The organism is Bacillus sp. UNC125MFCrub1.1, from assembly GCF_000701305.1.
Classification (GTDB): domain Bacteria; phylum Bacillota; class Bacilli; order Bacillales; family Bacillaceae; genus Bacillus; species Bacillus altitudinis.
The window spans coordinates 340,555-366,706 of sequence record NZ_JNIG01000009.1 but is presented as its reverse complement, the minus strand read 5'-3'; the positions used below and the strand labels follow the sequence as shown (position 1 = coordinate 366,706).

33 protein-coding genes are annotated in these 26,152 nt (G+C 47.3%); 30 read left to right on the top strand and 3 right to left on the bottom strand.

The features are described from left to right. The first annotated feature begins 338 nt into the window (after positions 1 to 338). From N521_RS02080 to N521_RS02065, 4 genes are all read left to right on the top strand, one after another. On the top strand, positions 339 to 632 hold the full coding sequence (locus tag N521_RS02080) for a hypothetical protein (protein ID WP_035389522.1): 294 nt from the start codon (positions 339 to 341) through the stop codon (positions 630 to 632). Further along, positions 629 to 916 carry a hypothetical protein gene (locus tag N521_RS02075; protein ID WP_035389520.1) on the top strand — a complete coding sequence of 96 codons (288 nt, stop codon included), beginning with the start codon at positions 629 to 631 and terminating at the stop codon, positions 914 to 916. The genes N521_RS02080 and N521_RS02075 overlap by 4 nt, the downstream gene beginning before the upstream one ends. Before the next feature lie 115 nt (positions 917 to 1,031). Then, positions 1,032 to 1,316 carry a hypothetical protein gene (locus tag N521_RS02070; RefSeq protein WP_035389518.1) on the top strand — a complete coding sequence of 95 codons (285 nt, stop codon included), beginning with the start codon at positions 1,032 to 1,034 and terminating at the stop codon, positions 1,314 to 1,316. 95 nt (positions 1,317 to 1,411) lie between these two features. Then, positions 1,412 to 1,669 carry a hypothetical protein gene (locus N521_RS02065; RefSeq protein ID WP_035389516.1) on the top strand — a complete coding sequence of 86 codons (258 nt, stop codon included), beginning with the start codon at positions 1,412 to 1,414 and terminating at the stop codon, positions 1,667 to 1,669. A gap of 14 nt (positions 1,670 to 1,683) precedes the next feature. Here N521_RS02065 and N521_RS02060 read toward each other — a convergent pair whose 3' ends face one another. Continuing rightward, on the bottom strand, positions 1,684 to 2,229 hold the full coding sequence (locus N521_RS02060) for a tyrosine-type recombinase/integrase (RefSeq protein ID WP_035389514.1): 546 nt from the start codon (positions 2,227 to 2,229) through the stop codon (positions 1,684 to 1,686). Between the two features lie 102 nt (positions 2,230 to 2,331). Between N521_RS02060 and terL the strand changes: the two genes are divergently transcribed. From terL to N521_RS01940, 24 genes are all read left to right on the top strand, one after another. Next, entirely contained in the window at positions 2,332 to 4,098 is a 1,767-nt protein-coding gene (gene terL / locus N521_RS02055; protein ID WP_035389513.1) for a phage terminase large subunit, read from the top strand. A gap of 17 nt (positions 4,099 to 4,115) precedes the next feature. Further along, positions 4,116 to 4,541: a phBC6A51 family helix-turn-helix protein gene (locus N521_RS02050; protein ID WP_035389511.1), complete on the top strand. Its 426-nt coding sequence runs from the start codon at positions 4,116 to 4,118 to the stop codon at positions 4,539 to 4,541. A 3-nt stretch (positions 4,542 to 4,544) separates the two neighbouring features. Further along, complete coding sequence (locus N521_RS02045; RefSeq protein WP_035389509.1) at positions 4,545 to 6,146, top strand: phage portal protein; 1,602 nt, start codon at positions 4,545 to 4,547, stop codon at positions 6,144 to 6,146. Then, positions 6,146 to 6,976 carry a phage minor capsid protein gene (locus N521_RS02040; protein ID WP_035389507.1) on the top strand — a complete coding sequence of 277 codons (831 nt, stop codon included), beginning with the start codon at positions 6,146 to 6,148 and terminating at the stop codon, positions 6,974 to 6,976. Before N521_RS02045 ends, N521_RS02040 begins: the two co-directional genes overlap by 1 nt. 51 nt (positions 6,977 to 7,027) lie before the next feature. Further along, complete coding sequence (locus N521_RS02035) at positions 7,028 to 7,726, top strand: phage scaffolding protein (RefSeq protein ID WP_197025607.1); 699 nt, start codon at positions 7,028 to 7,030, stop codon at positions 7,724 to 7,726. A 56-nt stretch (positions 7,727 to 7,782) separates the two neighbouring features. Further along, positions 7,783 to 8,874, top strand: coding sequence for an SU10 major capsid protein (locus N521_RS02030; protein ID WP_035389503.1), 1,092 nt, complete (start codon positions 7,783 to 7,785; stop codon positions 8,872 to 8,874). A gap of 55 nt (positions 8,875 to 8,929) precedes the next feature. Beyond that, positions 8,930 to 9,151: a hypothetical protein gene (locus tag N521_RS02025; protein WP_035389501.1), complete on the top strand. Its 222-nt coding sequence runs from the start codon at positions 8,930 to 8,932 to the stop codon at positions 9,149 to 9,151. 15 nt (positions 9,152 to 9,166) lie between these two features. Next, positions 9,167 to 9,553 (top strand): hypothetical protein, encoded by a 387-nt coding sequence (locus N521_RS02020; protein WP_035389499.1) that lies wholly within the window; start codon positions 9,167 to 9,169, stop codon positions 9,551 to 9,553. Continuing rightward, a complete protein-coding gene (locus tag N521_RS02015; protein ID WP_035389497.1) occupies positions 9,554 to 9,892 on the top strand; it encodes a hypothetical protein in 339 nt (112 codons plus the stop codon). Beyond that, on the top strand, positions 9,889 to 10,299 hold the full coding sequence (locus N521_RS02010; protein WP_035389495.1) for a hypothetical protein: 411 nt from the start codon (positions 9,889 to 9,891) through the stop codon (positions 10,297 to 10,299). The genes N521_RS02015 and N521_RS02010 overlap by 4 nt, the downstream gene beginning before the upstream one ends. Beyond that, positions 10,299 to 10,673 carry a minor capsid protein gene (locus tag N521_RS02005; RefSeq protein ID WP_035389493.1) on the top strand — a complete coding sequence of 125 codons (375 nt, stop codon included), beginning with the start codon at positions 10,299 to 10,301 and terminating at the stop codon, positions 10,671 to 10,673. Before N521_RS02010 ends, N521_RS02005 begins: the two co-directional genes overlap by 1 nt. Positions 10,674 to 10,715: 42 nt before the next feature. Further along, complete coding sequence (locus tag N521_RS02000; RefSeq protein WP_035389492.1) at positions 10,716 to 11,258, top strand: hypothetical protein; 543 nt, start codon at positions 10,716 to 10,718, stop codon at positions 11,256 to 11,258. Positions 11,259 to 11,314: 56 nt separating this feature from the next. Continuing rightward, entirely contained in the window at positions 11,315 to 11,698 is a 384-nt protein-coding gene (locus N521_RS01995) for a hypothetical protein (protein WP_035389491.1), read from the top strand. A gap of 329 nt (positions 11,699 to 12,027) precedes the next feature. Further along, complete coding sequence (locus tag N521_RS01985) at positions 12,028 to 14,838, top strand: phage tail tape measure protein (protein WP_081832162.1); 2,811 nt, start codon at positions 12,028 to 12,030, stop codon at positions 14,836 to 14,838. A gap of 15 nt (positions 14,839 to 14,853) precedes the next feature. After that, complete coding sequence (locus tag N521_RS01980; protein ID WP_035389490.1) at positions 14,854 to 16,281, top strand: glucosaminidase domain-containing protein; 1,428 nt, start codon at positions 14,854 to 14,856, stop codon at positions 16,279 to 16,281. 11 nt (positions 16,282 to 16,292) lie between these two features. Further along, the gene (locus tag N521_RS01975; protein WP_035389489.1) at positions 16,293 to 17,684 is read left to right on the top strand and encodes a phage tail protein; all 1,392 of its coding nucleotides are present in this window, start codon (positions 16,293 to 16,295) and stop codon (positions 17,682 to 17,684) included. 12 nt (positions 17,685 to 17,696) lie between these two features. After that, positions 17,697 to 19,577, top strand: a complete 1,881-nt coding sequence (locus N521_RS01970; protein ID WP_035389488.1) for a right-handed parallel beta-helix repeat-containing protein — start codon at positions 17,697 to 17,699, stop codon at positions 19,575 to 19,577. Between the two features lie 14 nt (positions 19,578 to 19,591). Beyond that, positions 19,592 to 21,025: a phage baseplate upper protein gene (locus N521_RS01965; RefSeq protein WP_035389487.1), complete on the top strand. Its 1,434-nt coding sequence runs from the start codon at positions 19,592 to 19,594 to the stop codon at positions 21,023 to 21,025. Between the two features lie 11 nt (positions 21,026 to 21,036). Continuing rightward, entirely contained in the window at positions 21,037 to 21,324 is a 288-nt protein-coding gene (locus N521_RS01960; RefSeq protein ID WP_035389484.1) for a hypothetical protein, read from the top strand. Then, complete coding sequence (locus N521_RS19015) at positions 21,324 to 21,464, top strand: XkdX family protein (protein ID WP_081832161.1); 141 nt, start codon at positions 21,324 to 21,326, stop codon at positions 21,462 to 21,464. The genes N521_RS01960 and N521_RS19015 overlap by 1 nt, the downstream gene beginning before the upstream one ends. Before the next feature lie 30 nt (positions 21,465 to 21,494). After that, positions 21,495 to 21,761: a hemolysin XhlA family protein gene (locus N521_RS01955; RefSeq protein WP_024426116.1), complete on the top strand. Its 267-nt coding sequence runs from the start codon at positions 21,495 to 21,497 to the stop codon at positions 21,759 to 21,761. 25 nt (positions 21,762 to 21,786) lie between these two features. After that, positions 21,787 to 22,626 (top strand): peptidoglycan recognition protein family protein, encoded by an 840-nt coding sequence (locus N521_RS01950; RefSeq protein ID WP_035389482.1) that lies wholly within the window; start codon positions 21,787 to 21,789, stop codon positions 22,624 to 22,626. Continuing rightward, a complete protein-coding gene (locus N521_RS01945) occupies positions 22,623 to 22,862 on the top strand; it encodes a phage holin (RefSeq protein ID WP_035389480.1) in 240 nt (79 codons plus the stop codon). Before N521_RS01950 ends, N521_RS01945 begins: the two co-directional genes overlap by 4 nt. Positions 22,863 to 22,977: 115 nt before the next feature. After that, positions 22,978 to 23,502 (top strand): hypothetical protein, encoded by a 525-nt coding sequence (locus tag N521_RS01940; RefSeq protein WP_035389478.1) that lies wholly within the window; start codon positions 22,978 to 22,980, stop codon positions 23,500 to 23,502. A 16-nt stretch (positions 23,503 to 23,518) separates the two neighbouring features. Here N521_RS01940 and N521_RS01935 read toward each other — a convergent pair whose 3' ends face one another. Together N521_RS01935 and N521_RS01930 are read right to left on the bottom strand one after the other, a co-directional pair. Next, positions 23,519 to 23,863 (bottom strand): YolD-like family protein, encoded by a 345-nt coding sequence (locus N521_RS01935; RefSeq protein WP_035389476.1) that lies wholly within the window; start codon positions 23,861 to 23,863, stop codon positions 23,519 to 23,521. A 45-nt stretch (positions 23,864 to 23,908) separates the two neighbouring features. Further along, positions 23,909 to 24,112, bottom strand: a complete 204-nt coding sequence (locus tag N521_RS01930; protein WP_035389474.1) for a helix-turn-helix domain-containing protein — start codon at positions 24,110 to 24,112, stop codon at positions 23,909 to 23,911. A 130-nt stretch (positions 24,113 to 24,242) separates the two neighbouring features. On the opposite strand from N521_RS01930, the gene N521_RS01925 reads away from it, so the two are divergent. Together N521_RS01925 and N521_RS01920 are read left to right on the top strand one after the other, a co-directional pair. Next, positions 24,243 to 25,031, top strand: coding sequence for a helix-turn-helix domain-containing protein (locus tag N521_RS01925; protein WP_035389472.1), 789 nt, complete (start codon positions 24,243 to 24,245; stop codon positions 25,029 to 25,031). A 515-nt stretch (positions 25,032 to 25,546) separates the two neighbouring features. Further along, positions 25,547 to 26,011, top strand: a complete 465-nt coding sequence (locus N521_RS01920) for a DinB family protein (RefSeq protein ID WP_035389470.1) — start codon at positions 25,547 to 25,549, stop codon at positions 26,009 to 26,011. Positions 26,012 to 26,152: the final 141 nt, after the last annotated feature.

Genomic DNA, 26,152 nt, shown 5'->3' with positions numbered 1-26,152 from the left:
GCATGGCAGGGCTGGTACGATGCATAAAGTTAATACGTTTCGTTGCGTTGGTCGAACGGCTGCCAACTGCGACACATCAACGTTTGTCATGAACGCGAATGTAACAGAAAGTCTTTTTGTTACTTTCGTTATGCAACGTTATGAATGCGTTATTCAATAATAATCGCGAAAAATAAACGAAAGCCGCCCGCCCCCAAGCGCCCCGTCCAAAACCGCCGGATCTGACGAACAGAACTTGCGCACAATTTTTTAAACTCGGGGTGTTAGGTGAATTTCAAAACGGAGAGGTCCTGCCGAGTAGTGGACGACGAAAAAAAAACGACAAGGAGGGCGTTATCATGAACGAAGAAATCAACGGCTGTATCAAGTTTATTGAAGACGGCTATTTGACGAAAGAGACGAGCGATAGAGTTCGAGAACTACTCGGTATTGAAAATTCGGACGATCTAACGGAGCTGACCGATTACATACTTGTAAGAGATCCGTACACTATTCCGTTCGGTGCGACGTCAGCTCTTGCTAATTACCGTCTAGTCGCGAAAAGCTCCGACAGTACTCCACAAGAAATACCGTTGCTTCCGGATGAAGAAGGCGTCTTCTTTTTCAGATACGTTGGAGGCGACCGGCCATGACCACGCTACCTACTTTCTCCACCTGCGACGCATGCAATCAACGCACCGCCATCGTATTAAAAGAACGGGCCATACGAAAAGGCGTCGTCGAAACATACTTTGACTGTATCGTCTGTGGTACGCACTACCCGACTGCGATCACGAACAGCGCGTTAAGAACGAAAATTGAGGCGCTGAAGCACCTACGGCTTACGGACGGCTCAGAGACGGAATCAATCGATGCACTCAAAGCGGAAATAACCGCCGATATGAAAGTATTGCGGGAACGATACGGACTAGCATAACGATTTTAACACGTAAAATGCACGAAATTAGACGTTTCGGTAGCCGACTGGGGTATTCGTAAGGGCAGACGGTGAAAAGCGCTGATTTCGTGTGATTTTTAAGGAGGACGGATATATGACGAAGTATCGCAAAAAGCCTGTCGTAGTCGAAGCGGTTCTTTTTGAGAGCGGTATGGAAGATGGCTACGCTAGTTATCAGGTGTTTTCGGACAAATTGATCGGGTTTTATCCGAAAAGCGGACCGATACCTAAGGCGAATAACAAGCCGGCGATCAAAACCCTCGAAGGATGGTACGAGGTTGAAGTCGGTAAGCATTACATCGTCACCGGAGTTCGTGGCGAGCGCTATCCGGTTGAAAAGGAGATTTTCGAGGAGACATACGAAAAGGTAAACGAATAGACGCAATCAGAACGAGGCTTCCGGTCAGCGCCGGAGGTCTTTTTGTGCTTGCGTTCAAATGCGCAGCAAGAAAACGGACAAAGGGGATGACGTGAATGGCGGAAAACAAACGCGAATCAGTCGGCAATTTAAACGTAAAGGTAGACGTAGATGTTTCGGAGGCTATCAAAGGCCTTAAAGCGGTTCAGCGCGAAGCGAAGGCAGCCACAAAGGCGCTGGCTGAGTTTCGGGACATAACTGAATGTCTCGGTGAGAAGACGATAGCTAACGGTTATGAAGTCGGGAAAGCATTGAGGGCTCTATTGGACACAGCCGAAGGGGGCGACCGAGTCTACGAAGATCCTCCGGAATAAAAAAGCACCACGACTTAAATTGCGATGCTCTCGTATGCGACCGAAATCTCGTCGGCTGTGATTCCAATATATTTCAGCGTATCTTTTTCGGAAGAATGACCAAGAATCGCCATGATCCGGTCGACCGCGATATTCATTTCATACAAACGGTAGCCGAACGTTTTTCTAAGTGTATGAGTACCGATGTTGCCGATCTTTTTAGCGATTTCAGCGCGCTCGGCGGCTTCGTTTAGAATGCGGTAGGCCTGAACGCGACTGATCGGCTTGGCGCCCTTGCGGCTTGCGAATACGTAGTCATCGTCAGTGCCTTCGAGTTCATTGACGAGCTTTTTGACGGATGCCGAGAACGTAATGACACGCGTTTTCTTGCGTTTGGCTTCGGTTATTTTAAGAGACGTTTGGCCGCGAAGATCGCCGACCTTTAGCGAAAGTAAATCGGAAATACGAAGTCCAAAAGCCGTACCTAGTTGCAATAACAGACGGTCGCGCCCCGGTTTGAGGGCGTTTTTTAGTTTATTGAAATCGCGTTTACTTTTGATCGGGTTCACTTCGTTAGCCATACGTCTTCACTCCAATGTACTTTAATTATTTTTAAGTTATATTCATTATACGATATCAAATTCGGTGAGTCAACGGAAAATATACGGGAAGGAGGCGGTAATTTGGCGTTTATTAACGGCAAGTTTTCAGAACGTGAAGAACGGCAAGCGCGGATAGAGGCCGTAACGGAGCGGCTGAAAAAACTACGCGATATTATTCAAGCGGGCAAGCATACCGAATATCACGTCGATCTTATGCGGAAGGATCGCGACGAACTAATAAAGCTAAAACGGGTCCACCGCGCCGAGACCGATATGCTGTATTTCTTTTACGAATACTTTTCGGAGGCACGGAACCCGGGCAATCCGGATAATCTCGTACCGACGACCGCAGTAGATATGGACGATGCGCCGGACTTTCACCGGAAACTATCGTCTATCCTCGACTCGGTATCGAACCGTAATAAAACGGCCCGTATCGCATGGGCTGCGTCGAGGGGGCACGCAAAGTCGGCTTACCTATCGAACGCGTTTCCGGTGCATGAGATCGTCTATAAAAAGCGGCGTATGATCTTGATTATCTCGGAAACGAACGCCGGATCGATCAAGTTCATTAAATGGGTCGCCGGTCAGCTTAAATACAACCAAAAGCTACGCGAAGACTTTGGCGAAGTCCTGTACGAGCAGAAAACGCGCAACGAAAAGGATTCCGAAACGGCTTTTATTACAACGACCGGCATCAAAATGGAAGCGACGTCGCTCGGAACACAGATCCGTGGTTTCCGTAATGGTTCTCAGCGGCCGGATTTAATTCTATTGGACGACTTGGAGTCGCTTGACTCGAACAATACGCCTGAACTGCGTCAGAAGGCTAAGGATTGGCTTAACCAAGACCTTATGCCTGCGGGTGATCCTACGAAAACTGCGTTTATTTTCATGGGAACACTTGTACACTTCGATAGTTTGCTGAACTACGTATTGAACGAACGTCGCGATTTTATTAAGAATAGTTTTCCGGCGATCATCAAACCGCCGAATAGAACCGATTTGTGGGCGGAGTTCGAACGTATTTACAAAGAATACGTACCAAGCGATGAAGAAGTCGAAGAAATGATGCAGGCGGAATCAGAAGACACGATGTCTACGCCAAATGCCCGCGCTGCAATGCGATTCTACAAAGAACACAAAGCGGAAATGGACGAAGGCGCCGAGGTTTTGTGGCCTGGACGATTTCCTATAGCTGCGCTGATGATCGAAAAGGTCAATATCGGCACAAAGGCTTTCAATACCGAGTTTATGAATAACCCAATCGATGAGGATTCGCAGATATTTAAACCGGAGTCCTTTTCGTATTGGACGGATTTCAGACTTAGCCATAAAGAATTCTCTATTTATATGGGAATTGACTTTGCGATGGGGAAAGAGAAAGGCGACTTTTCCGCGATTGTTACGATAGCAAAGCATAAAAAGACTGGAAAAATACACGTCATCGACGCTTACGGAGAACGACTTCATCCTGACAAATTTCTCAAGGTAATTGTCGAGAAAGTTATGGAGTATCAGCCGGATCGTATCGCTGCGGAGTCTCAAAACGCACAAGAATGGTTCGTTGACGCTATAAAACGTGAATTAGCGTTAAAAGGGTATCCGGCAACTACACGCGTTTCCAAGATCAATCAACGTTCTCGGAAAGCACTTCGCATAGAAGCCCTTATGCCGCAGATTGAAAAAGGGGAAATCGAATTCCATCGCAGTCAGGCGCTTTTACTCGAACAGTTTGAGCGCTATGGTTCGAACTGGCACGATGATTTACCTGATGCGTTAGAAATGGCGGTGAGTGTCAGTAAACGAGCTAAGACATTGCTTCAATCGAAGCCTAAGTATATGTAACGGAAGGAGGACGTTAAATGTCGTTAAAAAAGAAACTAGAAGCAAAGCTATCGTATGAAAAAAGGAAAGCGGCCCTTGCATGTGCCACGAATGAAATAATGCCGGAAGACGGCGCGAAGAAAACGCAAGCGGAACTAGCCGAAGAACTAGGGATGTCGCGTATGGGATTATATCGTTGGCGAACACAGGACCCCGTGTTCATCGAATATATGGGTCTATTAGCTGACGAGATGTTAGCGAGTCACCAAGCGGAAGTCTACGGTCAGTTAATGCGCTCAATACGAGGGAAACAACCTTCGATGAAGGCTATCGAAATTTACACGAAATTAATCGGTAAGTTAGCGGATAGACAGATTATCACCGACAACACATCGGATAATCAAACAATCGAGGATATAAACGCCTTAACTAACGAATTAGACGATCTTTTGAAGGAGGAATAAGCGATGGGTTTTACGGACTTATTTAAGCACCGCAACCATGAACCCGACGACGGATCGCATACTAAAACGTATAGCATCATCCGACCTGGCGCGCAATTTCCTCCGGCTGACTCAATCGAGCGTCTGGCAAAATATCGGCGTATGAAAAAGCTATTCGAAGGAAAGCAACGAGACGTCTATGAGCGTGCGACTGACGTTCTGAAGGATTCGCCGCAAGCCGAGCAATTAAAGAAGCTATATATCGCGGTCAATCTTGCCGACATTCTCGTAACGAAACCGGCTGATCTTCTCGTAGGAGAACCGGTTCAGTTCGAAAGCGGCCTACCCGATGACAGCGAAGAACAAAAAGCGCTCAATCGCTACGTAGAAGAGAACGATATTAATCAGCTTCTTCACGAAAGCGCAACGGCGAACGGCTTCCGTGGCGATTCGTGGTTTAAGGTGCGCTACGGATACCGTCAAGACTATACGGAAGTGGAGAAACTCGGCTTACCGGTGCCGGCAGATGCCGAGATGGAAGCGATCATTGAACACGTTAGCGCTGGCGCAGTCTTTCCGGAGTTTAGTGTCGGAAACGTTAAGAAGTTAAAAGCGGTCAATATTGCGCAAGTTGAATGGGTTGAGACGGAGAAGACGGAGATTCCGTTTTTAAACGTCGAACGTCATGTACCAGGTTATATCCTTTACTCGCGATATCGTTTGTACGAAAACGGGGTTGATACCTCAACTGGCATGTCTTTATCCGTATATACCATTGGCGAACAACTGCCGACAGGTCGCGAAGAAGATATAGAAGAAACTCATTTGCCGCATATTCCGGTATTTCATGTTCCGTATAAGTCGATTGACGACGAGTTCTTTGGCATCGGTGGCTTAGAGAAGTTAGAGACGACCTTTGCTGCGATTAACGACCGTTTAGTGCAGATCGACTACATTCTATGGAAACACAGCGACCCTACAGCGTATGGTCCGGAGATTCAAGACGATGGAGATACCGTTCGCTTCGGTGGAGCTTATATTCCAGTATCAAAAGACGATCCGACGCCTGGATATATGGTGTGGCAGGCGCAATTAGATGCGGCCTTTAAAGAATTAGACGTTCTTTTGAGTACCGTATTCATGATGTCGGAAACGCCACAGTGGCTTTTCGGAACTACGATGTCGGGCGATAACTCCGGCGGAACCGGAACGTCTCATACCGACGGTGCCGCGATTAAAGCGCGGTTCATGCCGATTCTATCAAAAGTTAAGCGAATACGAGCGCACTACGACAAAGCGGTCCGAGATGCGCTTTGGACGTGCATGCTTTTAGAGAAGGCGGTCAAACGAATCAAGATTGACGAAGCCGTTTACCCGCGGGCTATTTGGAACGATGGTATTCCGCGGAATGAAAAAGAGCTTGCTGAGATCATGGAGATTAGAACGGCGGGCAAGCCGACACTTGACGTTCGGGACGCAATTAAAGCGATGGATGACGTCGATGATGAAAAGGCGGACGAAATCATGCGCCGCATTGAAGAAGACGAAACATCCGCAAATGGCTTCGTAGATGCGTCGATCTTTAATGAGCCGGAAGCGCCGCCGGAACCTGAGGACGATGAGTAATGGCAAAAGTACCGGCACCTAACTACGATTATCAAACGAAGCAGCTTGCCGGCTATTATCGTTCCGCCATCAAAGACATTCTCGCCGAGCTCGATCGCGTTGATATTACGAACTTCCGACGAGCCAATGCGCTCGCTACGCTTCAGTCGATCAGCAGTATTTTAGCCGACCTTGATAGGAAATCGGCGCGGTGGGTTAGTGAAAACGTACCTATAGCCGCAAACGATGGCGTAATTAATACGCTAGTTGCGCTTAAGGTCGCTGAATCGCTAGAGCAAGCGGCTCTTATCGTAAAGTTCAACGAGCTAAACGAAGCAATGGTCGCGGCTGCTATTGCGGATACACAAGCGGATCTTCTAGCGGTCACGCAGAACGTAGACCGGAAAACAAAAGCCGCGGTTAGACGTGCCGTTTCCGATTCTATTAAATACAACATGGCGGCGGGTACAAACGGACGACGGACGATCAGGGACGATATCAAAAAGCGGCTCAAAGAATCCGTCGTGACCGGAATCGTCGACGCAAAAGGACGTCGCTGGAAACCGGAAGTATACGCCGACATGGTGACTCGAACGAAAATGATGCAGACATACCGCGAAGCAACGAGCAATGAAGCCGTTATTCGCGGCGTTTTGTATGCGCAAATATCATCACATGGGGCTTCGGATTACTGCCGATTTCACGAGGGCGAAATCATGAAACTTACGCTAGATGCACCGGGTCCTTATTTAACTTACGACGAATTGCAGGCGACGGGCGAAATATTTCATCCGCGATGCAAGCACGTATATTCGCCGATCAGAAGCGAGGATTTATTGTCCGAACGTTAAGACGTTAAACTAAACGGCTGTTTTAACTAATAGGCGACGGCCTTAAAACGGTTGGAGGACGATATGTTTGTAAAACGATTTATGCCGTTATTTGACGCAGATGGTCAAGCAGGCGGAGGTCAAGTCGATGAGCAAGTGACGGAGCAACCAAACGGCGATGATCAGCCGAAGAAAATTGAGCTTACGCAAGAAGAACTAGACGCGATGATTACCAAACGCATTAGCCGTACGGAATCTAAATACGCAGATTACGGCGAGCTAAAAGAGAAGCTGAGCGCGTACGAAAAAGCGGAGCAAGAAAAGGCAGATGCAGAGCTAACGGAACTAGACCGCATCAAAAAGGAACTCGAAGCAAAGTCGGAAGTTGAGCAATCACTTACGCAGCAGATCGAGGAACTTAAAAAGGCAAGCGAACAAGAAAAGATTACGAACGCATTCATCAAGGCGGCAACGTCGGAAAGTATCGCGTATATTGACGATGCCTTGCGCTTGGCTGATTTAAGTGGCGTTTCGGTAGAAGACGGAAAAGTTGTCGGAGTCGATGACATAGTAAAGGCGCTAGTTGAAGAAAAGCCGTTTCTTATTGCGCAGAAGCCGAAACCTATCGGTCAAAGTACGAATTCGGGGACGGATAAGATCGACAAAACGCCGGATCAGCTTATTAAAGAAGCCGAGGAAAAAGCACGTAAAAGCGGTCGTACAGAAGATCGCGCTGCGGTTGCTCAATTAAAAAGACAGTTAAGAAAATGAGACTCCTTTAATTAGGGGTCTTTTTTAATACAAACAAAAAAGGGGGACATATTTTTATGTCACAGATTTTCTCTAATGATTTGATTGGTAAAACAGAATCGGTACAAGACGAATTACTTCTTTTAAATCCACATCAAACTCCGTTGCTTGCGATGCTCGGCTTTTCTAATCCAGTAACGCAAACTGAGCACCAATGGTTCGAGGACGAAATGTTTGCGTATGAAGGTAACGTCACTGACGATGCAGCAGCAGATGCGACCGTCCTAAAAGTATCTTCCGTTGAGCCGTTCCGTAATGGACACGTTATTAAACTTGGGGAAGAACTAGCGCTTGTTACTGCGGTAAATAAGTCAGCTAAGGAGTTAACGGTCGTTCGAGGCTATGCTAACACTACTGCGGCTGCTGTTACTGCGAATGAGAAAGTCGAAGTTCAATTCGTAGAAGGTTCGGAAGGCGCTGACGCTAGACAAGGTCGCTACAAGCCACGTAAGCGCGTATCGAACATTACGCAAATCTTTGACGAAACTGTAGAAATTTCGGGTACGGCTGCGGCTGTTGCCAATTACGGCATCGCGGATATGTACGAGTATGAAAAGCAAAAGAAACAGCTTGAACTAGCGCTTCAAATGGAAAAAGCGTTCATCGGCGGCATTCGTTATGAGAACGGCTTGGTACGTCAGATGGACGGTATCCGCAGCTTCATTAAAACTAACGTTACTGATCTTGCGGGTCAAGAGCTTTCATTAGAAGCTATCAATGACGCTGTGCAGGCGATCTACTCTAAAGGCGGCTTCAAGTCCGGCGGTCAATACGAAATCATCGTGCCCGCGAAACAAAAACGCGTAATCTCTAAATTCGATAAGACGTTAGTCAGACTTAACCAGGGCGAAGCAAGCCGTGGAACTGTTGTTAACTTCTTGACGACTGACTTCGGCGAGTTCCCGGTATCTATCAACGACAACTTGGCGGCTGACGAAGTGCTTATCGTTGATAAAAACCGTATCGCAATCCGTCCTTTACAGACTCGCGATATGAGCCACGAGTATCTCGGCAAAAAAGGCGACTACTTCCAAGGAATGATCGTCGGTGAGTACACGCTAGAGTTTCAACAAGAACCGGCTCACGCACGTATCAAAGGCGCTAAGTAATAACGGCCCGCACTCGCGGGCTTTACTTTTTTGATAGAACGGAGGTAATGCGAACTTGGCAACGTTTGAATCACGCTATAAAGAATTAACGTTTTATGTAGGCGGTGCGCCTCGGAAGTTCTCAGACGGCGTCTATACGACTACAGATCCGGAAGAGATCGATGTACTAACCGCACTCGTCGACGCCGTTTGTACTGCTGTAGACGAACCGAAAACGGAGGATAAACCGAAGCCGGCTTCAGCTAAAAAGCCCGCCAAGAAATCCTCCGCAAAATAACAGGAGGTGAGGCGAATGGTGGCTACAGTCGAAGGTGCAAACGATTATATCAATACGATGTTAGTAGACATCGAGGATTGGACCGGCGCAGACGAGGCGAAGAAGGAGCGGTTATTGAATCGGGCCTCTTCGACTTTGACGCGCGTCTTTTCTAAGTACATCATACCCGACAAAGCAGTTTACGAGTTTGTTAACGTATTGGCTATCGCGTACAACGATACAAACCGACTTAACAAGCACGGAATTTCCTCGTTCTCGATAACCGGAGTCGGCTCGTTTAACTATAAGGATACCTTACGAGTTGATGACGAAGACTTGATTCCGAAAGAATCGATCGTAGCTATAGAAGAAGAAAACGACGTCAAATTCGGCGGCAAGCGAATCAGAAGGACGGTGCTGTAAATGGCGATGTTTCCAATGCGTCAAACTATTACGGTAAAACGTCCATCTGACGAGCTAGACCGGTGGGGAAATCCGACCACAGACAGCGCCGAATTTACGCTTAAATGCCGTATCGACGAAGGGTCGTCCGCAGTCAAGGCGCGCAACAATGGCGTCGTTAAATCCGAAGAAGCCGTCGCATCGGCTCGTATTCTATTAGATCGCCTGGCGGATGTGCGTTATACCGACGTAATCTCTTATACGAATGAACTCGGAGAAACGATGGAAAAGAGACCGAAAGAAATCAACGTTAAGAGACATATCGACGGTAAGGCGTTACTGACGGAGGTGTATCTATGAGTTTTACGTTTGATGCGAGTAGTTTCATTACCGGCATTAACAACGCAAGTCGAAGCGCCTTAGAAAGCGCTGCGCAGGCACTAGGTGACTCCGGCGACGATCTTGGCAGGATTGCGCAGAATATCGCGCCGATTGACAAAGGAACCTTACGCGCGAGTATCAAGAAGAACTATAAGCTGGCGAAAGGCAAAGCGGTCGTGGACGTTTCTTTCCGAGCGGTAGAAGGTGGGTTCAACTATGCGATATGGACCCACGAAATGGACTACAACCTTGGACCGGCATCGCAAGCGGCAGGCGGCATCGACGGCTACGAAGTCGGAAACAAATACCTTGAACGTCCGTTGAAAGGTAACGCCGAGAAGTACGTACGCTGGATTGCGGAAGGAGTCCATAGGGGGTTGAGCTGATGCGGGTGGGGGAGCTTATCGATTTCATTGAGTCGAAAGTCGACGGGAAATATTACGTAAATAAATTTCCGGTAGATAGTAAAGGCGCCGCAATTTCGGTTAAGTTGACGGGTGGATTTCCGACGTCGAAGTACACCGGACTAAAGCGGCCGTCCTTTCAAATACTCGTGCGGGGCGAAGCGAGAGACGGCGCAGGCACGGAAGACAAAGCGTTCGAATTATACGATGCGCTTACGAATTTGACCGAAGTGCAGATCGGCGAAAGCTCGATCGTACAGATGCGCTGCAATAACTCGGCGCCATTGTATTTAGGAGACGACGAATCCGATCGTCCAATATATTCATTAAATTTCGATTGCGTAGAGCGTCCTTAGGGACGCTTTTTATTTTGCGCAAATATAAAAGGAGGAAAATAGATGGCGGCAGGAATTAGAGGAATTAACGTTCCTATCGGTCCGGCAATCGTCGAGTTTGGCGAAGGTTCCGAGCTAGTTACGTTTGATATCACGAAAGGCGGCATCGTCTTTAAGGCAGAAACGTCGATTCAAGATACCACGGTTGATCAATATGGCGACACGCCGGTTAAATCAACGATGAAAGGCCGTAATGCGGAAGTGACGGTACCGTTCGCGTTACATGACTTAGAGCGACTAGCCGCAGCAATGCCGAATAGCCGACTCGTAAAAGATAGTACGGACCCTGCGAAGATGAAGCTAGTTGTATCCGGTAAAGCCGGCTTTGATATGTTAGCAGCAGCCAAGAAGCTCGTTATCAAGCCGACGGCTACCGGAACTACACCAAACGATTACATCACGATTCCACTTGCGGGAGCTATGTCAGATCCGGAGTATACGTATAACTCAGACGACGAGCGTATCGCCAATCTGACGTTTAAAGCGTACCCGGACACGGACAACGACGGCGACCTATTTATTATGGGAGACGAAACGGCGGAATAACAACGGAAGGCATCGCTTACCGGCGGTGTCTTTTTATTTTGAAAGGAGGTTACGCAATGAGCTTATTTGGTATCGGAACGAAAAAGGTATCAAGCGAACTTATACTCGGTGATAAAACGGTGCAAATTCCGAAGCTGACGCCAGTCAAATGGAAGGCGCTATTCGAGGTGGTCGATCGTCTGCCGCACTTATTTATTACGGTTTTAAGCACCAGCGGACAAGAAGACTTCGCTTCTACGTTAGTTGCCGCAGCTAAATTGGCGATGGATGAAGTCGCTAAAATTGTCGCGGTTCTTTCCGGCCTTGACGAAGATTACATTCTCGAAAACGTCGGCACTGACGAAATAATCGATTTTCTAATCGCAGTAGTTGAGAAGAACCGCCTGCAATCCGTAGCAAAAAACCTGAAAAGCCTTCTTCCGAAAGCACCGACAGAATAACGGATGAAGGCGAGTACACGATCGATGATTACTTAATAGACGCGGCGGTCTTGCTGGGCGTTACTCAGCGACAGATCGAAAACGATTATTTCATGGTCGACATTCCGAAGTTCCTACGTTCAAAGACGAAGTCTAACGCAATTGAACGGCTCTCTATGATATCGACACTCGTCGGCACTGAAGGGCGCGCTATGGAAGACGCGGATTATCAACGCATGTTAAAAGACCTTCGCAAACAAGCCGGTTATGTAGAACGTAACGAATTCGACCGAGATAAGTTCGAGCAATTGCGGAACTTCTTTTAATAACGGAAGAAAGGAGGAAAACGAATGTCGGGTACTACAGTAGGCGAAATCGTCGCCCGTTTAACGTTAGAATCAAGCCAATTTAGTGCCGGCGTCTCTCAGGCCGAGAACCAAATGCAGCAGATGGGGAATTCGGCGCAGTCGCTTAGTAAACAAATGGGACTTATCCAAACGGCAGCCCTAGCGGTAGGTGGCGCAGTAGTCGCAGGCATCGGTGTATCGGTCAAGACCGCAGCCGACTTCGAGCAAGCAATGTCGAAGGTTCAGTCGATTTCGGGCGCTACCGGACAGGACTTCCAAGACCTTCAGAAAATTGCGATGAAACTCGGTGAAACGACGAAATTCACGGCGACAGAAGCGGCGCAAGGCCTTCAATACTTAGCGATGGCTGGATTCAGCGTTAAAGATCAAGTCGGCTCGCTGCCGGCCGTTTTAAACATGGCGGCTGCGGCTTCGGTTGATATGGGAACATCGGCAGACATCGTATCGAATATCATGACCGGCTTTGGGATTGCGTCGGAAGATTCAACGTACGCAGTTGACGTGTTAGTTAAAACGATGACGACGGCCAACACGGACTTATTACAGCTCGGAGACGCAATGAAATACGTAGCACCGGTATCTACTGCGCTTGGATTTTCATTCGAAGAAACAGCGGCCGCCGTTGCGAAGATGTCTGACGCAGGTATTCAAGGTTCGATGGCAGGTACGGCTTTAAGAGCGGGCATGTTGCGGCTTGCCAATCCAGTAGGGCGCGCAGCCAAAGTAATGCAGAGGTACGGAATCGAAGTCGAAACGGCCGATGGTAAGATGAAGTCGTTGCCGGACATTATCGATCACTTAAACTCGAAGTTTGGCGATCTAGGTCAGGCGGAAAAGACTGCAGCTATTGCGTCATTAGTCGGTACGGAGGCGGCATCAGGCTTCGTTTCGTTGCTTGCGGTTGGATCGGATGAGATTCGAAGATATACGAAGGCACTCGAAGAATCGGGCGGAACGGCGGATCGTGTAGCAAAGACGCAGATGGATAACCTTAAGGGATCGTTCGAAGAACTTAAATCGGCACTAGAAGGCGTCGGCATTAAGCTCGGAAACGAATTCTTACCGCATATACGGTCAATCGTCGATCAAGGTACGAAGTTGGTCGGAGTATTCAGTAAGGTCAACCCTAGCGTCGTAGCGACAGGTCTTGCGATGGTAGGGACGTCGGCGGCGATCGCTCTGACGGCTTCTTCGGCAGTCAAACTCGGCTTTGCATTGCGCGGCTTATTCGCAGCGATGGGTCCGGCCGGATGGATCATAACGGGCCTTTCGGTACTTGGCGGCTTATTAGTCGGGGTCAGTGCCGGCTATAAAGCGATGAACACCGTTAACTTAGAAGCAGCAAACGCGAAGCAAAAAGAAGTCGAAGGTATCAACAAAACGATCAAAGGGTACGACGACCTCAAAGCGCGTATTCAGTTGAGCAACGACGAGTTATTGCGCTATCTAGATATACAGGACGAATTAGCCAACGAAAAAGACTCGAAAGCGATCAAGAAGCTCAACGCGGAACAAGAAGAACTCCGTAAAAAGTCCGGTCTGACGAACGCTGAGTTCGACGAATTTTTACGTCTAAACGATCAAATCATCAAGAAGTCGCCGGAAACAGAAGCGGCTTTTTCTGCGCAGGGTAACGCAATCGCAAAGAATACCGAAGCTATGAAGGCATTGAGTAAGGAGAAATACGAAGAACTACGTTTGGAACTCGAAAAACAGCAGACGATCGCCGAACGGAACATGGAAGGGAACCTCGCGAAAGAGGCGCAGTTAAAGAAAGATATTAACGAAGCGGCGGCTCAGCGGGTCGAGAAAGAAAAGGCCGTTACTGAACAACTAGCGAGAGTTAAAGATATTGAATCGAGAATTGCGGAAGCTAAAAAAAGCGGGAACGAGGCGCAGGCACAATCACATCTAGTCACTCTTAACTCGGAGAAACAACGCCTAGAGCATATGCGTAATGAATTGATTAAAAGTACGGAACTTCTTCAGAGTAAAAAAGCGAATCTAGCGGAGGTCCAAAAAGAACTAGCTAAACTAGGCCAAGTCGATAAAAAACTAATTGATATAGAACTGCGCCAAGTTGGCCTTAAAGCCAAACGCGAGCAAGCGGTCAGTGTCATCGATAGAGAAATCGCAAAACAAGAGGCGGCGAAGCAGAAGCTTATAAGCACGACGTCAGCCGGTCAGAAGAAGAGTGAAGAGTATAAACGTGCGGTCCAAAAGATTGAAGAAGAAATCGCCAAGCTCGAAGCGGCACGCGCTAAAGTCGCAGAGATCACCGGAGAAGCTCGTAATATGAACGCTGAACTCGCGAAAGACATCTCGAAGCAGATCACGCTTAATAAAACTGAATTTGTTACGGTTCAAAATAGAGGCGGAGGCAAAGACGTTAGCGTACACAGCGGAGGTGGGCGCGCAGTCGGCGAGTATCATGTTGGGGGAATCGTTGGTAAGCCAGCGGGCAAGCTTCACTCAGGCGGAATGGCATCGAAGTTTATCGATCGTCCGATGAGTCGCGAAGTTGATATTCGTGCGCTCAGAAACGAAATGTATTTAACGGAAGCGCAGCAAGCGAACCTATTCCGACTCATCGATGCAGGACACACGGCGCGAATAACTTCAGCAGCCGGCGGCCATAGTCCGCAAATGCAAACGAACCTTTCAAACCTCGCATCTGCTATCGAGTCGCTTAAAGGACTATCGGTAGTCATGGAGGGCGAAGTGGTTGGACGTATCGTCGAGCCGCACGTAAGCCGACGGCAAATGGACGAAATAGATCGAAGCAGTTATTAGGAAGGAGGTGAGCGGTTGAGCAACGCTAGTTTTATTAAAGCGATAGCGCCGGACGCGCAGAAAATATACCGGAATTACAATATACTTGCGTCGCTTGTCATTGCGCAAGGTTGCCTAGAATCCGGCTACGGAAATTCGGGCTTGGCTACGAAAGGGAAAAACCTATTCGGTGTTAAAGGCTCGTACAAAGGCGCATCTATTCGAATGTTGACGTGGGAAGTGTATAACGGAAGAAACGTGCAAGTTTACGCCGACTTCCGTAAGTATCCGTCTTGGTACGAATCCATGCAGGACCTCGCGAAACTATACATTAACGGAACGAGTTGGGACCCGAATCACTATAAAGCCGTCGTCGGTCAGACGAACTATCGCAAAGCGACGGCGGCTCTCGTTAAGGCCGGGTATGCGACGGACCCAGCATACGCGACGAAACTGAACAACATTATCGCGACGCATAACTTAACGAAGTATGACACGAAAAAGACAACGGATACGAGCACCGACGTTGATAAGCCAGCGCAACCAAAGCCGGAACCGTCCGTAGTTGATATAGACGAAAACTTTAATGAAGATGCGTTCTCGCCGGATATTGTTTTCGGGCGATCTTCAGCGATCCCGCGTTCGGATGCAAACTTCCGTATTCAGTATCGCAATGGAACGATCATTGATATGGCTAGGGATCTATCGGTTTTAGTACGTAGCTTGGTTGTATCGGCGCCGGCCCCAAACATTACCTACGAGAACATACCGGGGAAAAACGGTTCTTATCGAACAGGCAAAGATTTCGGAAATCGGCGCATCACAGCCGAATGTACGATGTATGCCGAAGACGCAGCCGACTTCTACTTGCTGCGCGACGAAATATATAACGCTCTTTATCAGGAATCCGAGTTTTATCTAGTCGCGGAAGGCAATCCGAAAAAACGATGGCGAGTCGAATTGAGCGATTCTTTTGATCCGGAAAGAAGCGGAAGCGTGGCCGATTTTACACTGACGTTCGAAAGCGCATCTCCTTATTGCGAATCGGTCGGAACGACGCAGGACCCGTTCACATTTGACACGAGTCTTTGGCAGTTTGGCGAAAACCTAACGGATACTATTCCGACTTACAAACATACATCAAAGAGCTTCCGTATTTACAATGCGGGGGCTATTCGTATTGATCCGTTAGAGCTACCGTTCGTCATTTCGTATAAGGGCGCTTCGTCTAAGTTGAAGATCACGAACAAAACGACGGGGGATGCGTGGCAATATACCGGAGATTCGACGGCTAAAGAGACGATCGTATTGGACGGCGTCAAGGCACGAAAAGAGGGTGTAAGCATTTTCGGAGATACAAACCGGCAGACGATTCGACTCGAGCCGGGCTGGAACGAATTTATACTATCGGGAACGAGCGGGTCCTTCGAAATCAAATTCGATTTCCGATTCTATTATTTCTAGGAGGTGGCGCGATGGAGCTACTTATAAAAACGGTAAGAGGCGAAGTTGAGGCGCTCACCGACTACGATTGTACGGTTCGGGAAACGGCCGAGAATGAGAAATCGCTTGACGTGTCGGTTTTGAGTACGAGAAACAACGAACACTCATTCGGGTTGATCGAGAACGAAAACATACTCGTTTGTGACGGCGAAGAATATGTCATCAAGAAGACGCGTCCAGTCACGGTTAATGAAACGATAAAGATCGAAGCATCAGGCGTCTATAAGCCGTTAATTGACCTCGCCGACAATTACGTTTATAGCAAATCCGGCAAGAAAAAGAAGATGACCATAGGTGATATGGTTGCGATCGCCCTCGAAGGGTCCGGCTATTCATACGACATATCACCGGAAGGCCTTGACGCTACGTTCGAACTCGAAGATTTCGGCGATGGTTTCTCTAACGACTTACTGCGAGACATACTCGATAAATACAAAGCGGAATACGCCTTCGAAGGCAAAACGGTTGTCATTGCGAAGGAATTGGCTCGAGACACCGATTATCAGATTCGTTATAAATTCAATTCGCGCGACGAATCGGTTGAGATCGATACAAGTTCGTTGAAGACGTATATCCGCGGCTTCGGTAAACAGAACGACAAAACGAAAGCATATGCGGTCGAACTTGAATATACGAGTCCGCTGGCCGAAATCTACGGAATTAAGCACGCTGCCCCTATTCGCGATGATGCTTACACCGACAAGAATGCCGACGAATTAGAACTCCGCTTACAGGAAGAACTAACGGATACGATCGAGCTATCTTTGACGCTGACGTATACGGAGCTTCGACATTTCGGCGTCCAAGACATCCGCAAAGGCGACTACGTATGGTGCATGATCGATCCGTTCGGAATCAACAAGCGGATTAAAGTTGTCGGAGTTGAACGCTATTCAGATCCGAATAAGTCCCCAGTTTACACATTCGGAAAGCTGAAACGCGATATTAAAACGGACATGAAAAACTTTCGGAAGACTGAGAAGCGCGTATCCAAGTTGATTGATGCGTCCGGAAAAGTAAAAGGGACATCGGTAGGTTCCGGAATACGTATCGGAAGCGATGCGAACTTTGACGACGGTTATGACCCGACAACTATTCCGAAATACGGACCGGCGACGGCGGTTTCAGACGGATTGATGACGTCGAACGATTATCAGAAGCTACAAAGCATTGTAGTCGGTCCGGACGGTAAGCCGCAAGTAGACATGGCTAGCGCATCAAAAGCCGGCCTAATGTCTTCGGCAGATTTCATTAAACTATCGAAAGTCATCGTCAGTTCTTCCGGCGCAAACGTAGACCTTAACAAACTTGTATCGGATTTATCGGCGCTTACTGCGAGAGTGGCCGCGCTAGAATCAAAATAAAGGAGGCACTAAATGGCTAACGTATTTTTAAAGCGGATCGCATCGGCTTGGGATCGTATTGCACGTAATAACTTGAACGATAACTTCGACAGTATCGAACAGGGTTTTACGAAAGCGACCGCCGAGCTAAACGCCCATAAAAACGCATCGCCCGCACACAAGTCCGAGCAAATACAGCACGGGCTTTTTACGGCTGCTAATCGCTTTGATAACTTAAACGCTCGCTTTGCGAATCTAGTCGTTAATCATGACGGTGAGGACGTCAAAGAAGTCGTTGATCTGCGTGTGGCACTTGACGCATCTACGCACCCGACGGCGAAAGATCGCTTCGATTATGATTTCGCTAAACTACTGAAAAAGATCGAAGACATGGCCGTATTTATTTCGTTGCGTCCGTACTTAGAGAAATACGGAAACTTTGACGACGCAATGCAAGCGGCGCTTGACCTATCGAAATCAACGCCTATTACGCTTGTGGTTCCGCCCGGGAACTATACGCAAACGCGAACGCTTCGGATTTTCAGAAATACGCGGTTAATCGTCCAGGCCGGCGCAGTTATCAAACGGAACTTCGTAGGATCTATGCTAGTCAACGGACTTGAAACGGATAATTTCAGCGGCTATAACGGCCACGGAAACATCGTAATTGAGGGCGGCGGCACCTTCGATAGTAACGGCGCGGTAATCAAGCAGCAGTGCTCCGTATTCGGGTTTGCGCATGCTGACGGAATTATCATTCGAGATATTACCGTACTTGATGTCGTAGGTGGGCATGCATTTGACTGCGCCGGCAACCAAAACGTCTTGATCGAGAACGTTAAATTTAAAGGCTATGCGGACTACGTAGGCGATCGGTGGTTCTCGGCAGCTATTCAGCTCGATTTAATGCGCTCATCCGCAAACTTCGGCGCGTTCGGGTCATACGATCAGACTGTCACAAGAAACATCGTCATTCGTGGAAACTATTTCGGAAAATCTAACAAACTCGGCGGCTGGGCTCGTGCAGTCGATTCTCATACGTCAACTGACGGCGTTTGGTATTCGGTTATCCGTATCTTAGACAACGTGATTGAGGACACGACTGAGTACGCAATAAGCGGGAACAAGTGGCATGATACGCGAATCAGCGGAAACAGACTGAACAACTGCGCGTCAGGAATCCGAATCCTACTACCGCGAGTCACGTCGCAGTATACGCAGGATGCAAACGGAAATCCGACGGGGCGCGTTAATAAAACGAAGCACCACATTATCACCGAAAATACAATCACGAACATCACGAAGAATCACGCGATTCAAGTATATGGCCGTAAAGGTTATCAGACGATTGATGACGTAGTTATCTCAGGAAACGTAATTGACGGCGTTGTTGAACGACACGGTATACACATCTCCGACGTTTACAACTATACGATCGGAAATAACATAGTCGATAACGTTGGACACCACGGCATTCTTATAACGCGCAGCACCTACGGATCGGCTACGGCAAATACGCTGCGGGGCGTCAAAGGAAACGGAATTCGTATCGAAGAAGGCCTATGCAATAACGTAACGGTCGCAAATAACATTCTGAAAGACGTAGGCTTTTCCGGGATCTCCGTATCAGGAGAATCGCGAAGAGTACGCGTCTTTTTTAATACGCTCGTAGATGTCGGAACGAGGGCGACCGAAAGCGATGGTTATGACGGAATCATTTTCTTATCCGGCGTAGCCCGATCTATGTGCGCATTTAACGACATAACCGGTCTAGGAATGCGTCACGGTATTTATCTGACGAATACATGCTCGCAAATTTCATCGTACGGAAATTACGTAAAAGGTGCGGGCTTTGACGACAGCTATAACGACAACAGCATCGACCCGATCACTTCGACTGCGAACGTTATTTAAAGGGAGGAAAACGGATGTTAGCAAAAGATGGCGCTTTGTCTTTCGACGTCAATGCGCAAACAAAGCGGCCTATCAATGCCGCCATACAATTCAGCACGCAAGATATAAACACGGCACGCCTGTCCTTTAAACTCACGAAAGATGGCGTCCCTTTGCCGTTGTCTGCGGTCGTAGGTAAATTGGTGCTTGCGATGGCGGATGGAAGCCGTTTTATTCGAGCAATCACACTAGTTAATAAGCCGGAAGGACTAGCCGAATATGTTTTAGGTGCGGACGAAATTCGTCATTACGGCGCAGTAAAAGCTGAGCTGGTTCTGTATTACACGGACGGGCAGGCGCTTTCGATTCATAAATTCGGCTTCAACATCGAGCAGTCACTCATCGACCAAGACATCGTCCCCGTCGCGGAGTACTACATCGATGACTTTGAAACACTGCGCGGTCAGATTAATGATCTTTACGACGACGTTGTTGCAACCGTTGCGGAAATCGAAGCGAAGTTTGAAGACCTGGATAACGTTGAAACGAAGGTTGGTGCGCAGGAAAAGGTCGATGCGCATGCAGAAAACACAGATGTTCACGTAACGCCTCAGAAGAAAGCGGAGTGGGACGCCAAGGAGACGACGGTCGGCGCCCAAGCGAAAGTAACCGCACACGCAAATGATGCAGTAAAGCACGTAACTAACGAAGAGCGGTCGACATGGAACTCGAAGGAAACTACGTCGGGGTCCCAACAGAAAGTCGATCTTCACGCGAACAATCTAGATCTGCACGTTACCGCAGACGATAAGACGAAGTGGAATGCGGGGCAGCTCCGGAAGCTAACGGCTGATACCGGTTCTTTTAAACTCAACCTAGCCGGCAAGGACTTATATACGGATTTACTAACGGCTCGGACGGCTACTTTCTACGGAAATAGTACGTCAGCAAACGGACCTAACTCGGCCTCGCTTCGCGGATTTCAGATCGCGGAGGATAATGTCGGCGAAGTATTGGCGATGGGTAACGACGGAACTACTTGGCGCAATACCTTCGGTTCAGGCACTTTCCGCGGATGGAGGCGCCTTTTAGATACGAAAGACACCGCCGTTGTTTGGGAAACGCCGTCGTTAGGCAATGGGTGGAAGCAATACGTATCGCCGGACGGATTTCCTCACACGTTGCGCTACACGAAAGACGCATTCGGTATCGTTGAGATTATCGGTTCAATCGCAGGTGGGGCGCTTGGCAATAACGTTGCGGCGTTCACGTTGCTACCGGATTATTTTCCGATCCAATCAATGCATTTTATCGGAGTAGCTTCGAGTGTAGGAACGACAAACGTCCCGCAGTACCACCGTACGTATATCGGAACAGACGGCAAGGTTTGCATTCAATCGTGTTCTAATACGGCTAATCCGAACGATTTTATAACGTTTGGCTTCCGTTTTAGGGCGGCGAAAGTATAGGAGGTGCTTTAATGATACGCGTATATAAATACGATGAAAATTATGTATGGCAAGCAGCCGGAGAAATACTCGTTGATATAGAAAACGGCGAAGAAATTCCGGAAGGATACACGCCCGTCAAACCACAAGACGGTCTGTTTATCGCGACATTCGATCCGGAGACGGAAGAGTGGTTCGAGGGTGCAACGCAAGAGTACATCGACAGCCTATTTCCGGAAGCAGCGCCGTCTGAAATCGAAGTTCTACGACAGCAGCATGCCGAGTTGGTTTTTACGCTAATGATGGGAGGGGTGATTTAATGAATTGGTTCGCGATCATCAAGAAGTTTTATGCAGACGGAGATTGGACGAAGGAACAAGTCGCAGCCGCGGTCGTCATGAAGAAAATTACGCCGGATCAATACGAAGAAATTACGGGTGAGCCTTACGTAGAAGCGTAGGCTTTTTATTTTGGAAGGAGAGACGTTCTTATGGCGGAGCCGAGCAATACCGAATTAAACGAAAAGATTTCGGATATTCGTGAGTGGCTCGTTCGTATTGACACGAAGGTCGATTATTTCAACGATGTTAAAACAAAAGCAGACCAAGCGGACGAGAAAGCAGACGAAGCGCTGGCATTGGCGAAGGAAAACCGCGCAGACATAGCAGACATGCGCGCAAATACGAAATGGGTATGGGGCGTGATGCTGACGGTGGTAGGTTTATTGCTATCGGTTGGCATTGCGCTTTTTAAATAGATAAAACGAAAAGGGAGACGATTATATGACGATTAAAGTTACGCAGGATCTTGTATCTCCGAGTAAATACGGCATTAAATGCCCGAATTCAATGGACGCAAAGTATATCACGTTCCACAATACTGCAAATGATGCCTCGGCAAAAAACGAGATTTCGTATATGAACGGTAACAGTAATCAGGTCTCGTATCATTTCGCAGTGGATGACGTAGAGGTTCGTCAGGGGATTCCGGTAAATAGAAACGCTTGGCATTGCGGAGACGGTAGCGGCGCTAATAGCGGAAACAGAACGTCAATTGGCGTCGAGGTTTGTTATTCAAAATCCGGCGGCGAGCGGTACAAAAAAGCGGAAGCATTAGCGATCAAATTCATTGCGCAGCTTCTAAAAGAGCGCGGCTGGGGCGTTGATCGCGTGAAGAAGCACGAAGATTGGAGCGGAAAGCATTGTCCGCACCGTGTACTCGATGAAGGTCGTTGGGGAGCGGTGAAAGAAGCGATTGCTAAAGAACTCGCTGCGCTAAACGGAAGCAAAGCGCCATCTAAAACGGGCGCAGCGACTAAGCCGGTGAAAACGTCTAAACCAAAGGCGTCGGCTAAAAAACTAACGGTACCTACTGGCGTCATCCGTCAAGGTGGTCGTGGGTCATCCGTTACGCAACTTCAGAACGCACTGGCAGCCGTTTATTTCTACCCGAACAAAGGGGCGAAGAATAATGGAATTGACGGCATCTACGGTCCGAAAACGGCAGACGCAGTTAAGCGATTCCAGTCGACGCAGGCCGGCATTGCAAACGATGGCATCTACGGACCGGCAACACGCGCCAAACTGGTGGCGGCATTAAAGAAAGCGGGGTATAGCGTATGAAGACGAATATTAGCGCAGGAACGGTGACTCGATTTATTTTGCTTGCGTTGGCTCTCGTAAACAGCGGGCTGACGATGTTTGGCGTGCAGACGATTCCGGTAGATGAAGCGGCAGTGTCCGACTTTATTGCGTTGCTGTTTCTCGGGGCAACTTCGCTATTAGCGTACTGGAAAAACAACGACGTATCTAAGAAGGCGCGCGAAAGAAAAGCGCTAGATGAGGTCGGCAAGAAATAAGCGGAACTTTCGGCGGTTGCTTACGTATAAATCGTAGGTAGCCGTCTTACATAACAATAACGTATAATTAAACGGAGGGGAGGCGGAGGATATAAAGAAGATTTCCGTATATTTTTTGATTTTTACTAGTTTACTAATACTTCTAACAGGGTGTGGAGGCGTAAAAGTATCTGAGTTCAATGAAGATATAGGCTATGACTTCAGTGACAGCACGGTGGGTAAGCTTAATTTCGATCTACCCAAAGATTTACACATTATTGAAGTGAATTATAAAAGTGAAATTAATGGCGTGGAAATAACTATTGATAAGGTACATTTCGCGAAGGGCCTCATAGGGGTTAGTTTGTCTTTTCAAAATAAATCTAAAGATAATACATATACGATCGCTGCTGCTACGCGTGCTATACGTGTGAACTCAAAAACTTCGTTAGGCCCGAGAGACCTTTCTTACATTGATTACGATAAAAGTTACCGGAAATTGGCTCACGAAGGGGATGCTTTTGAGAGTCTGACGTACTGGTCGCTGGAAGATGTTGACTATAAAAATATTAAAGAAATTGATTTACAAGTGACTATCTTTGATGATTCCGGTTCCTCTGATGAGTCTTTGATAAACTTCAAACGAAAAATTACCTTTTGAACGAAAAGCCCCGTCCCTAGCCGGATGGGGCGTTTTTTACGTTTAGTATATCCGCAAACTTAACGAAATTAGTATCGCCTCGATTATCCTTCACACGAAATTCCTTCCGTAGATGATCCACGTATATAACGCGCCCAATTACTTCGCGAATGAAGCCGTCATCGTATAACTCGAAATCCAGCGGCAGGTCTTCGCTCACCGCCGAAGAAATAGCGAACTCAAATTCTTCGACTTGTTCTTCGCTCAATACAGGCCGTTCTATTTTCTGCTTCGCAAGATGCAACTGACGCAAAGCTTCGTTGTGCTCCGGCAATATAAACTTCATTTGCCAGCGGTTCTGATCCTTCCGTTCGTCCCACATAGGCGACACCTCCGGTTAAATTATAACCGAATATATGTTCGTTTATCAATCGGAAATATCAAACAAATCGTTCGCGTCCGTTAGTTCGAACTCTTTTATTACCTTCTCGAGAACATCCTTCGGGTATCTTTTCATCTTTCCGGAACACATTTCGCTCACAGTGCGTGTTGACAGTCCGGTCTTTTCCGCGAAATCCTTCTGCTGGGTGTATCCGTGCTTTTGCAATAACTCGTTAATGCGAAGCCTCAACGTAAGCCACCTCCGATATTCATTACGCTAAGTATAATCTTTTTTTATTTATTACGCAATACGTAATTGACAATTCTGTTTTCCGTAACTATAATTACGTTAACAGTAAATTACGAAAGGCGGAATCGAAATGCATTACTTAGCGGAACATCAAACGTTCTCATCGACGCAGGCCCTAAACACGGCCGTCTACGAACACATCAAACGAAACTCATACGACCTATCCGACACGGCACGAACCGCACTTAAGCAGATCGCACGTTATGCGGTCAAGTTCGCAGGCGCAGCGCATCTCAAAGCGGAAACGCTCGCCGACCTAATCGGTAAATCCGTTAAGACGGCACGCCGCGTTCTTAATCAATTAGCCTCGTTGAACATCGTAAAGAAAGTCGCGACGACTCGTAAAATCAACGGAGGCAAGGGCGCCAACATAATCGTCATCTTACCGTTAGCTGCGAATGACCAGTCGACAATGACCAGTCGACCAGCGCAGGAAAATGCCGATGCACCAACGGTTGAGACGGCAAAAATCGAAAATGAACCATCGGATTCTATTAATCTTAAATATCAAAAGCACGTTAAAGATACGGCTGCGGTGCCGGCTGAAGCGCTGAAAAACTCGTTGCCAACGGAAATCTACAACGCTATGAGTCGTTACTTTGACGCAGCAGAAATCTATAAATATTACGGCTTGTTATTGCGTGCTAAGGCTTCCGTAGATCCTTCGTTAATGATCGAGCATGATCCGGAGCCTTTCGTAGATGCGTGGCATAAGACGATACTCAAAGCGAAATTGAACGAAATTATGCGTTTTGATGACTACGTGTATATTTCGTTCCAGCGGGCAGCAAGCGAGGCAAAACGTAGGAAAATGCGTGGTAAATTAGAGGCGTTCGAGGCGTTTCTTGAAGCGGATTGATCGCCACATCGTGTGGCAAACGTAATTGACCATATGTAAAATCCGGTGTATAATCGCATTGATTACATTCCGGATTCGTGTCCGAAATAATACGGACCGTTATCCGAAATAAGTGTACGTAAGGCTTTCGTAATAAGAATCGTATTAAATTCCGCAATAGGTTTCCGGTACCACGTCTGCCGGGGGTTCGAATCCCTCCGAGCGCGTCTATAGTATCCGATAGGATTCGATTGATCATTTATGAAAGAAGCTGAAAACCCTTTGAAATAAAGGGTTTTTTGTTTTTTATGAGTGGTGTTGTGTGAGTAAATTGAGAGGAACTCTTCACTATGTATCAGCGTTTAAGTGAAGTAGTTCATTTTTTATCGAAAAACACAGATTACAATTGTTAAAAAGACAAATTTTCTTTATGATAGCGATCAAATAAAGTTTAATTGGTGTAAAATCATTGCATCAACAATATTCTCAAAGCTTGTTCAACGAAAAGGGCAGAATTCATTCATAAGGAGGCACTAATGAATTGTGAAAGTGTTTTACATCAAATTGAAGTAGCTGTTAAAACATTGATAAAAATAGTAAGGCAATTAGAAGAAACTGATTTACAAAAAAGACCAACACCTCATAAGCAGTCTATCGGAGAGTTGCTGGAACACATTGCGATCATTTGTGAAGCTGACTGGCGTATTGCGAATGAGGCGACCCAAGAAGAGATGGAAACATTTTATGCTAATGTATCATATAAAACTGTAAAGTCGATAGAAAATGGCTTAATGACTAATTTTCATTCATTAAAAAATAATTATATGAAATTATCGGACACAGAACTACTGTCTCGTACCACTTCCTATTGGGGTGTGACATATACAAGGTATGAATGGTTGTTAGAGATATTAGCACATGTTTATCATCATAGGGGGCAAGTACACGCTATGCTTGTTCACTGTTACGATAAAGACCCTAAAATTTCTATGTTTGAATAACTGTCCTCAATTCAAATAACCATCCATCGTGTTGGTTCAAGTAATGTCAATTATACGTTCTTCGAGTTCATGCTCGACCTAGTTCACAATAGAACAAGGTCTCTCAAACCCTTCTCCATTAAGAGTGGCGTTCACTTCTAA

What these genes read in the sequence shown, in the direction of transcription:
- N521_RS02010 (WP_035389495.1), top strand. Translation starts at nt 9,889, where the DNA reads ATGAGTTTTACGTTTGATGCGAGTAGTTTCATTACCGGCATTAACAAC.
- N521_RS02030 (WP_035389503.1), top strand. Translation starts at nt 7,783, where the DNA reads ATGTCACAGATTTTCTCTAATGATTTGATTGGTAAAACAGAATCGGTA.
- N521_RS01960 (WP_035389484.1), top strand. Translation starts at nt 21,037, where the DNA reads ATGATACGCGTATATAAATACGATGAAAATTATGTATGGCAAGCAGCC.
- N521_RS02045 (WP_035389509.1), top strand. Translation starts at nt 4,545, where the DNA reads ATGGGTTTTACGGACTTATTTAAGCACCGCAACCATGAACCCGACGAC.
- N521_RS01950 (WP_035389482.1), top strand. Translation starts at nt 21,787, where the DNA reads ATGACGATTAAAGTTACGCAGGATCTTGTATCTCCGAGTAAATACGGC.
- N521_RS01995 (WP_035389491.1), top strand. Translation starts at nt 11,315, where the DNA reads ATGAGCTTATTTGGTATCGGAACGAAAAAGGTATCAAGCGAACTTATA.
- N521_RS02060 (WP_035389514.1), bottom strand. Translation starts at nt 2,229, where the DNA reads ATGGCTAACGAAGTGAACCCGATCAAAAGTAAACGCGATTTCAATAAA.
- N521_RS02005 (WP_035389493.1), top strand. Translation starts at nt 10,299, where the DNA reads ATGCGGGTGGGGGAGCTTATCGATTTCATTGAGTCGAAAGTCGACGGG.
- N521_RS01945 (WP_035389480.1), top strand. Translation starts at nt 22,623, where the DNA reads ATGAAGACGAATATTAGCGCAGGAACGGTGACTCGATTTATTTTGCTT.
- N521_RS02050 (WP_035389511.1), top strand. Translation starts at nt 4,116, where the DNA reads ATGTCGTTAAAAAAGAAACTAGAAGCAAAGCTATCGTATGAAAAAAGG.
- N521_RS01955 (WP_024426116.1), top strand. Translation starts at nt 21,495, where the DNA reads ATGGCGGAGCCGAGCAATACCGAATTAAACGAAAAGATTTCGGATATT.
- N521_RS02075 (WP_035389520.1), top strand. Translation starts at nt 629, where the DNA reads ATGACCACGCTACCTACTTTCTCCACCTGCGACGCATGCAATCAACGC.
- N521_RS01985 (WP_081832162.1), top strand. Translation starts at nt 12,028, where the DNA reads ATGTCGGGTACTACAGTAGGCGAAATCGTCGCCCGTTTAACGTTAGAA.
- N521_RS02040 (WP_035389507.1), top strand. Translation starts at nt 6,146, where the DNA reads ATGGCAAAAGTACCGGCACCTAACTACGATTATCAAACGAAGCAGCTT.
- N521_RS01920 (WP_035389470.1), top strand. Translation starts at nt 25,547, where the DNA reads ATGAATTGTGAAAGTGTTTTACATCAAATTGAAGTAGCTGTTAAAACA.
- N521_RS19015 (WP_081832161.1), top strand. Translation starts at nt 21,324, where the DNA reads ATGAATTGGTTCGCGATCATCAAGAAGTTTTATGCAGACGGAGATTGG.
- N521_RS01975 (WP_035389489.1), top strand. Translation starts at nt 16,293, where the DNA reads ATGGAGCTACTTATAAAAACGGTAAGAGGCGAAGTTGAGGCGCTCACC.
- N521_RS01965 (WP_035389487.1), top strand. Translation starts at nt 19,592, where the DNA reads ATGTTAGCAAAAGATGGCGCTTTGTCTTTCGACGTCAATGCGCAAACA.
- N521_RS01925 (WP_035389472.1), top strand. Translation starts at nt 24,243, where the DNA reads ATGCATTACTTAGCGGAACATCAAACGTTCTCATCGACGCAGGCCCTA.
- N521_RS01970 (WP_035389488.1), top strand. Translation starts at nt 17,697, where the DNA reads ATGGCTAACGTATTTTTAAAGCGGATCGCATCGGCTTGGGATCGTATT.
- N521_RS02070 (WP_035389518.1), top strand. Translation starts at nt 1,032, where the DNA reads ATGACGAAGTATCGCAAAAAGCCTGTCGTAGTCGAAGCGGTTCTTTTT.
- N521_RS02020 (WP_035389499.1), top strand. Translation starts at nt 9,167, where the DNA reads ATGGTGGCTACAGTCGAAGGTGCAAACGATTATATCAATACGATGTTA.
- N521_RS02080 (WP_035389522.1), top strand. Translation starts at nt 339, where the DNA reads ATGAACGAAGAAATCAACGGCTGTATCAAGTTTATTGAAGACGGCTAT.
- N521_RS02000 (WP_035389492.1), top strand. Translation starts at nt 10,716, where the DNA reads ATGGCGGCAGGAATTAGAGGAATTAACGTTCCTATCGGTCCGGCAATC.
- N521_RS02015 (WP_035389497.1), top strand. Translation starts at nt 9,554, where the DNA reads ATGGCGATGTTTCCAATGCGTCAAACTATTACGGTAAAACGTCCATCT.
- N521_RS02065 (WP_035389516.1), top strand. Translation starts at nt 1,412, where the DNA reads ATGGCGGAAAACAAACGCGAATCAGTCGGCAATTTAAACGTAAAGGTA.
- N521_RS01935 (WP_035389476.1), bottom strand. Translation starts at nt 23,863, where the DNA reads ATGTGGGACGAACGGAAGGATCAGAACCGCTGGCAAATGAAGTTTATA.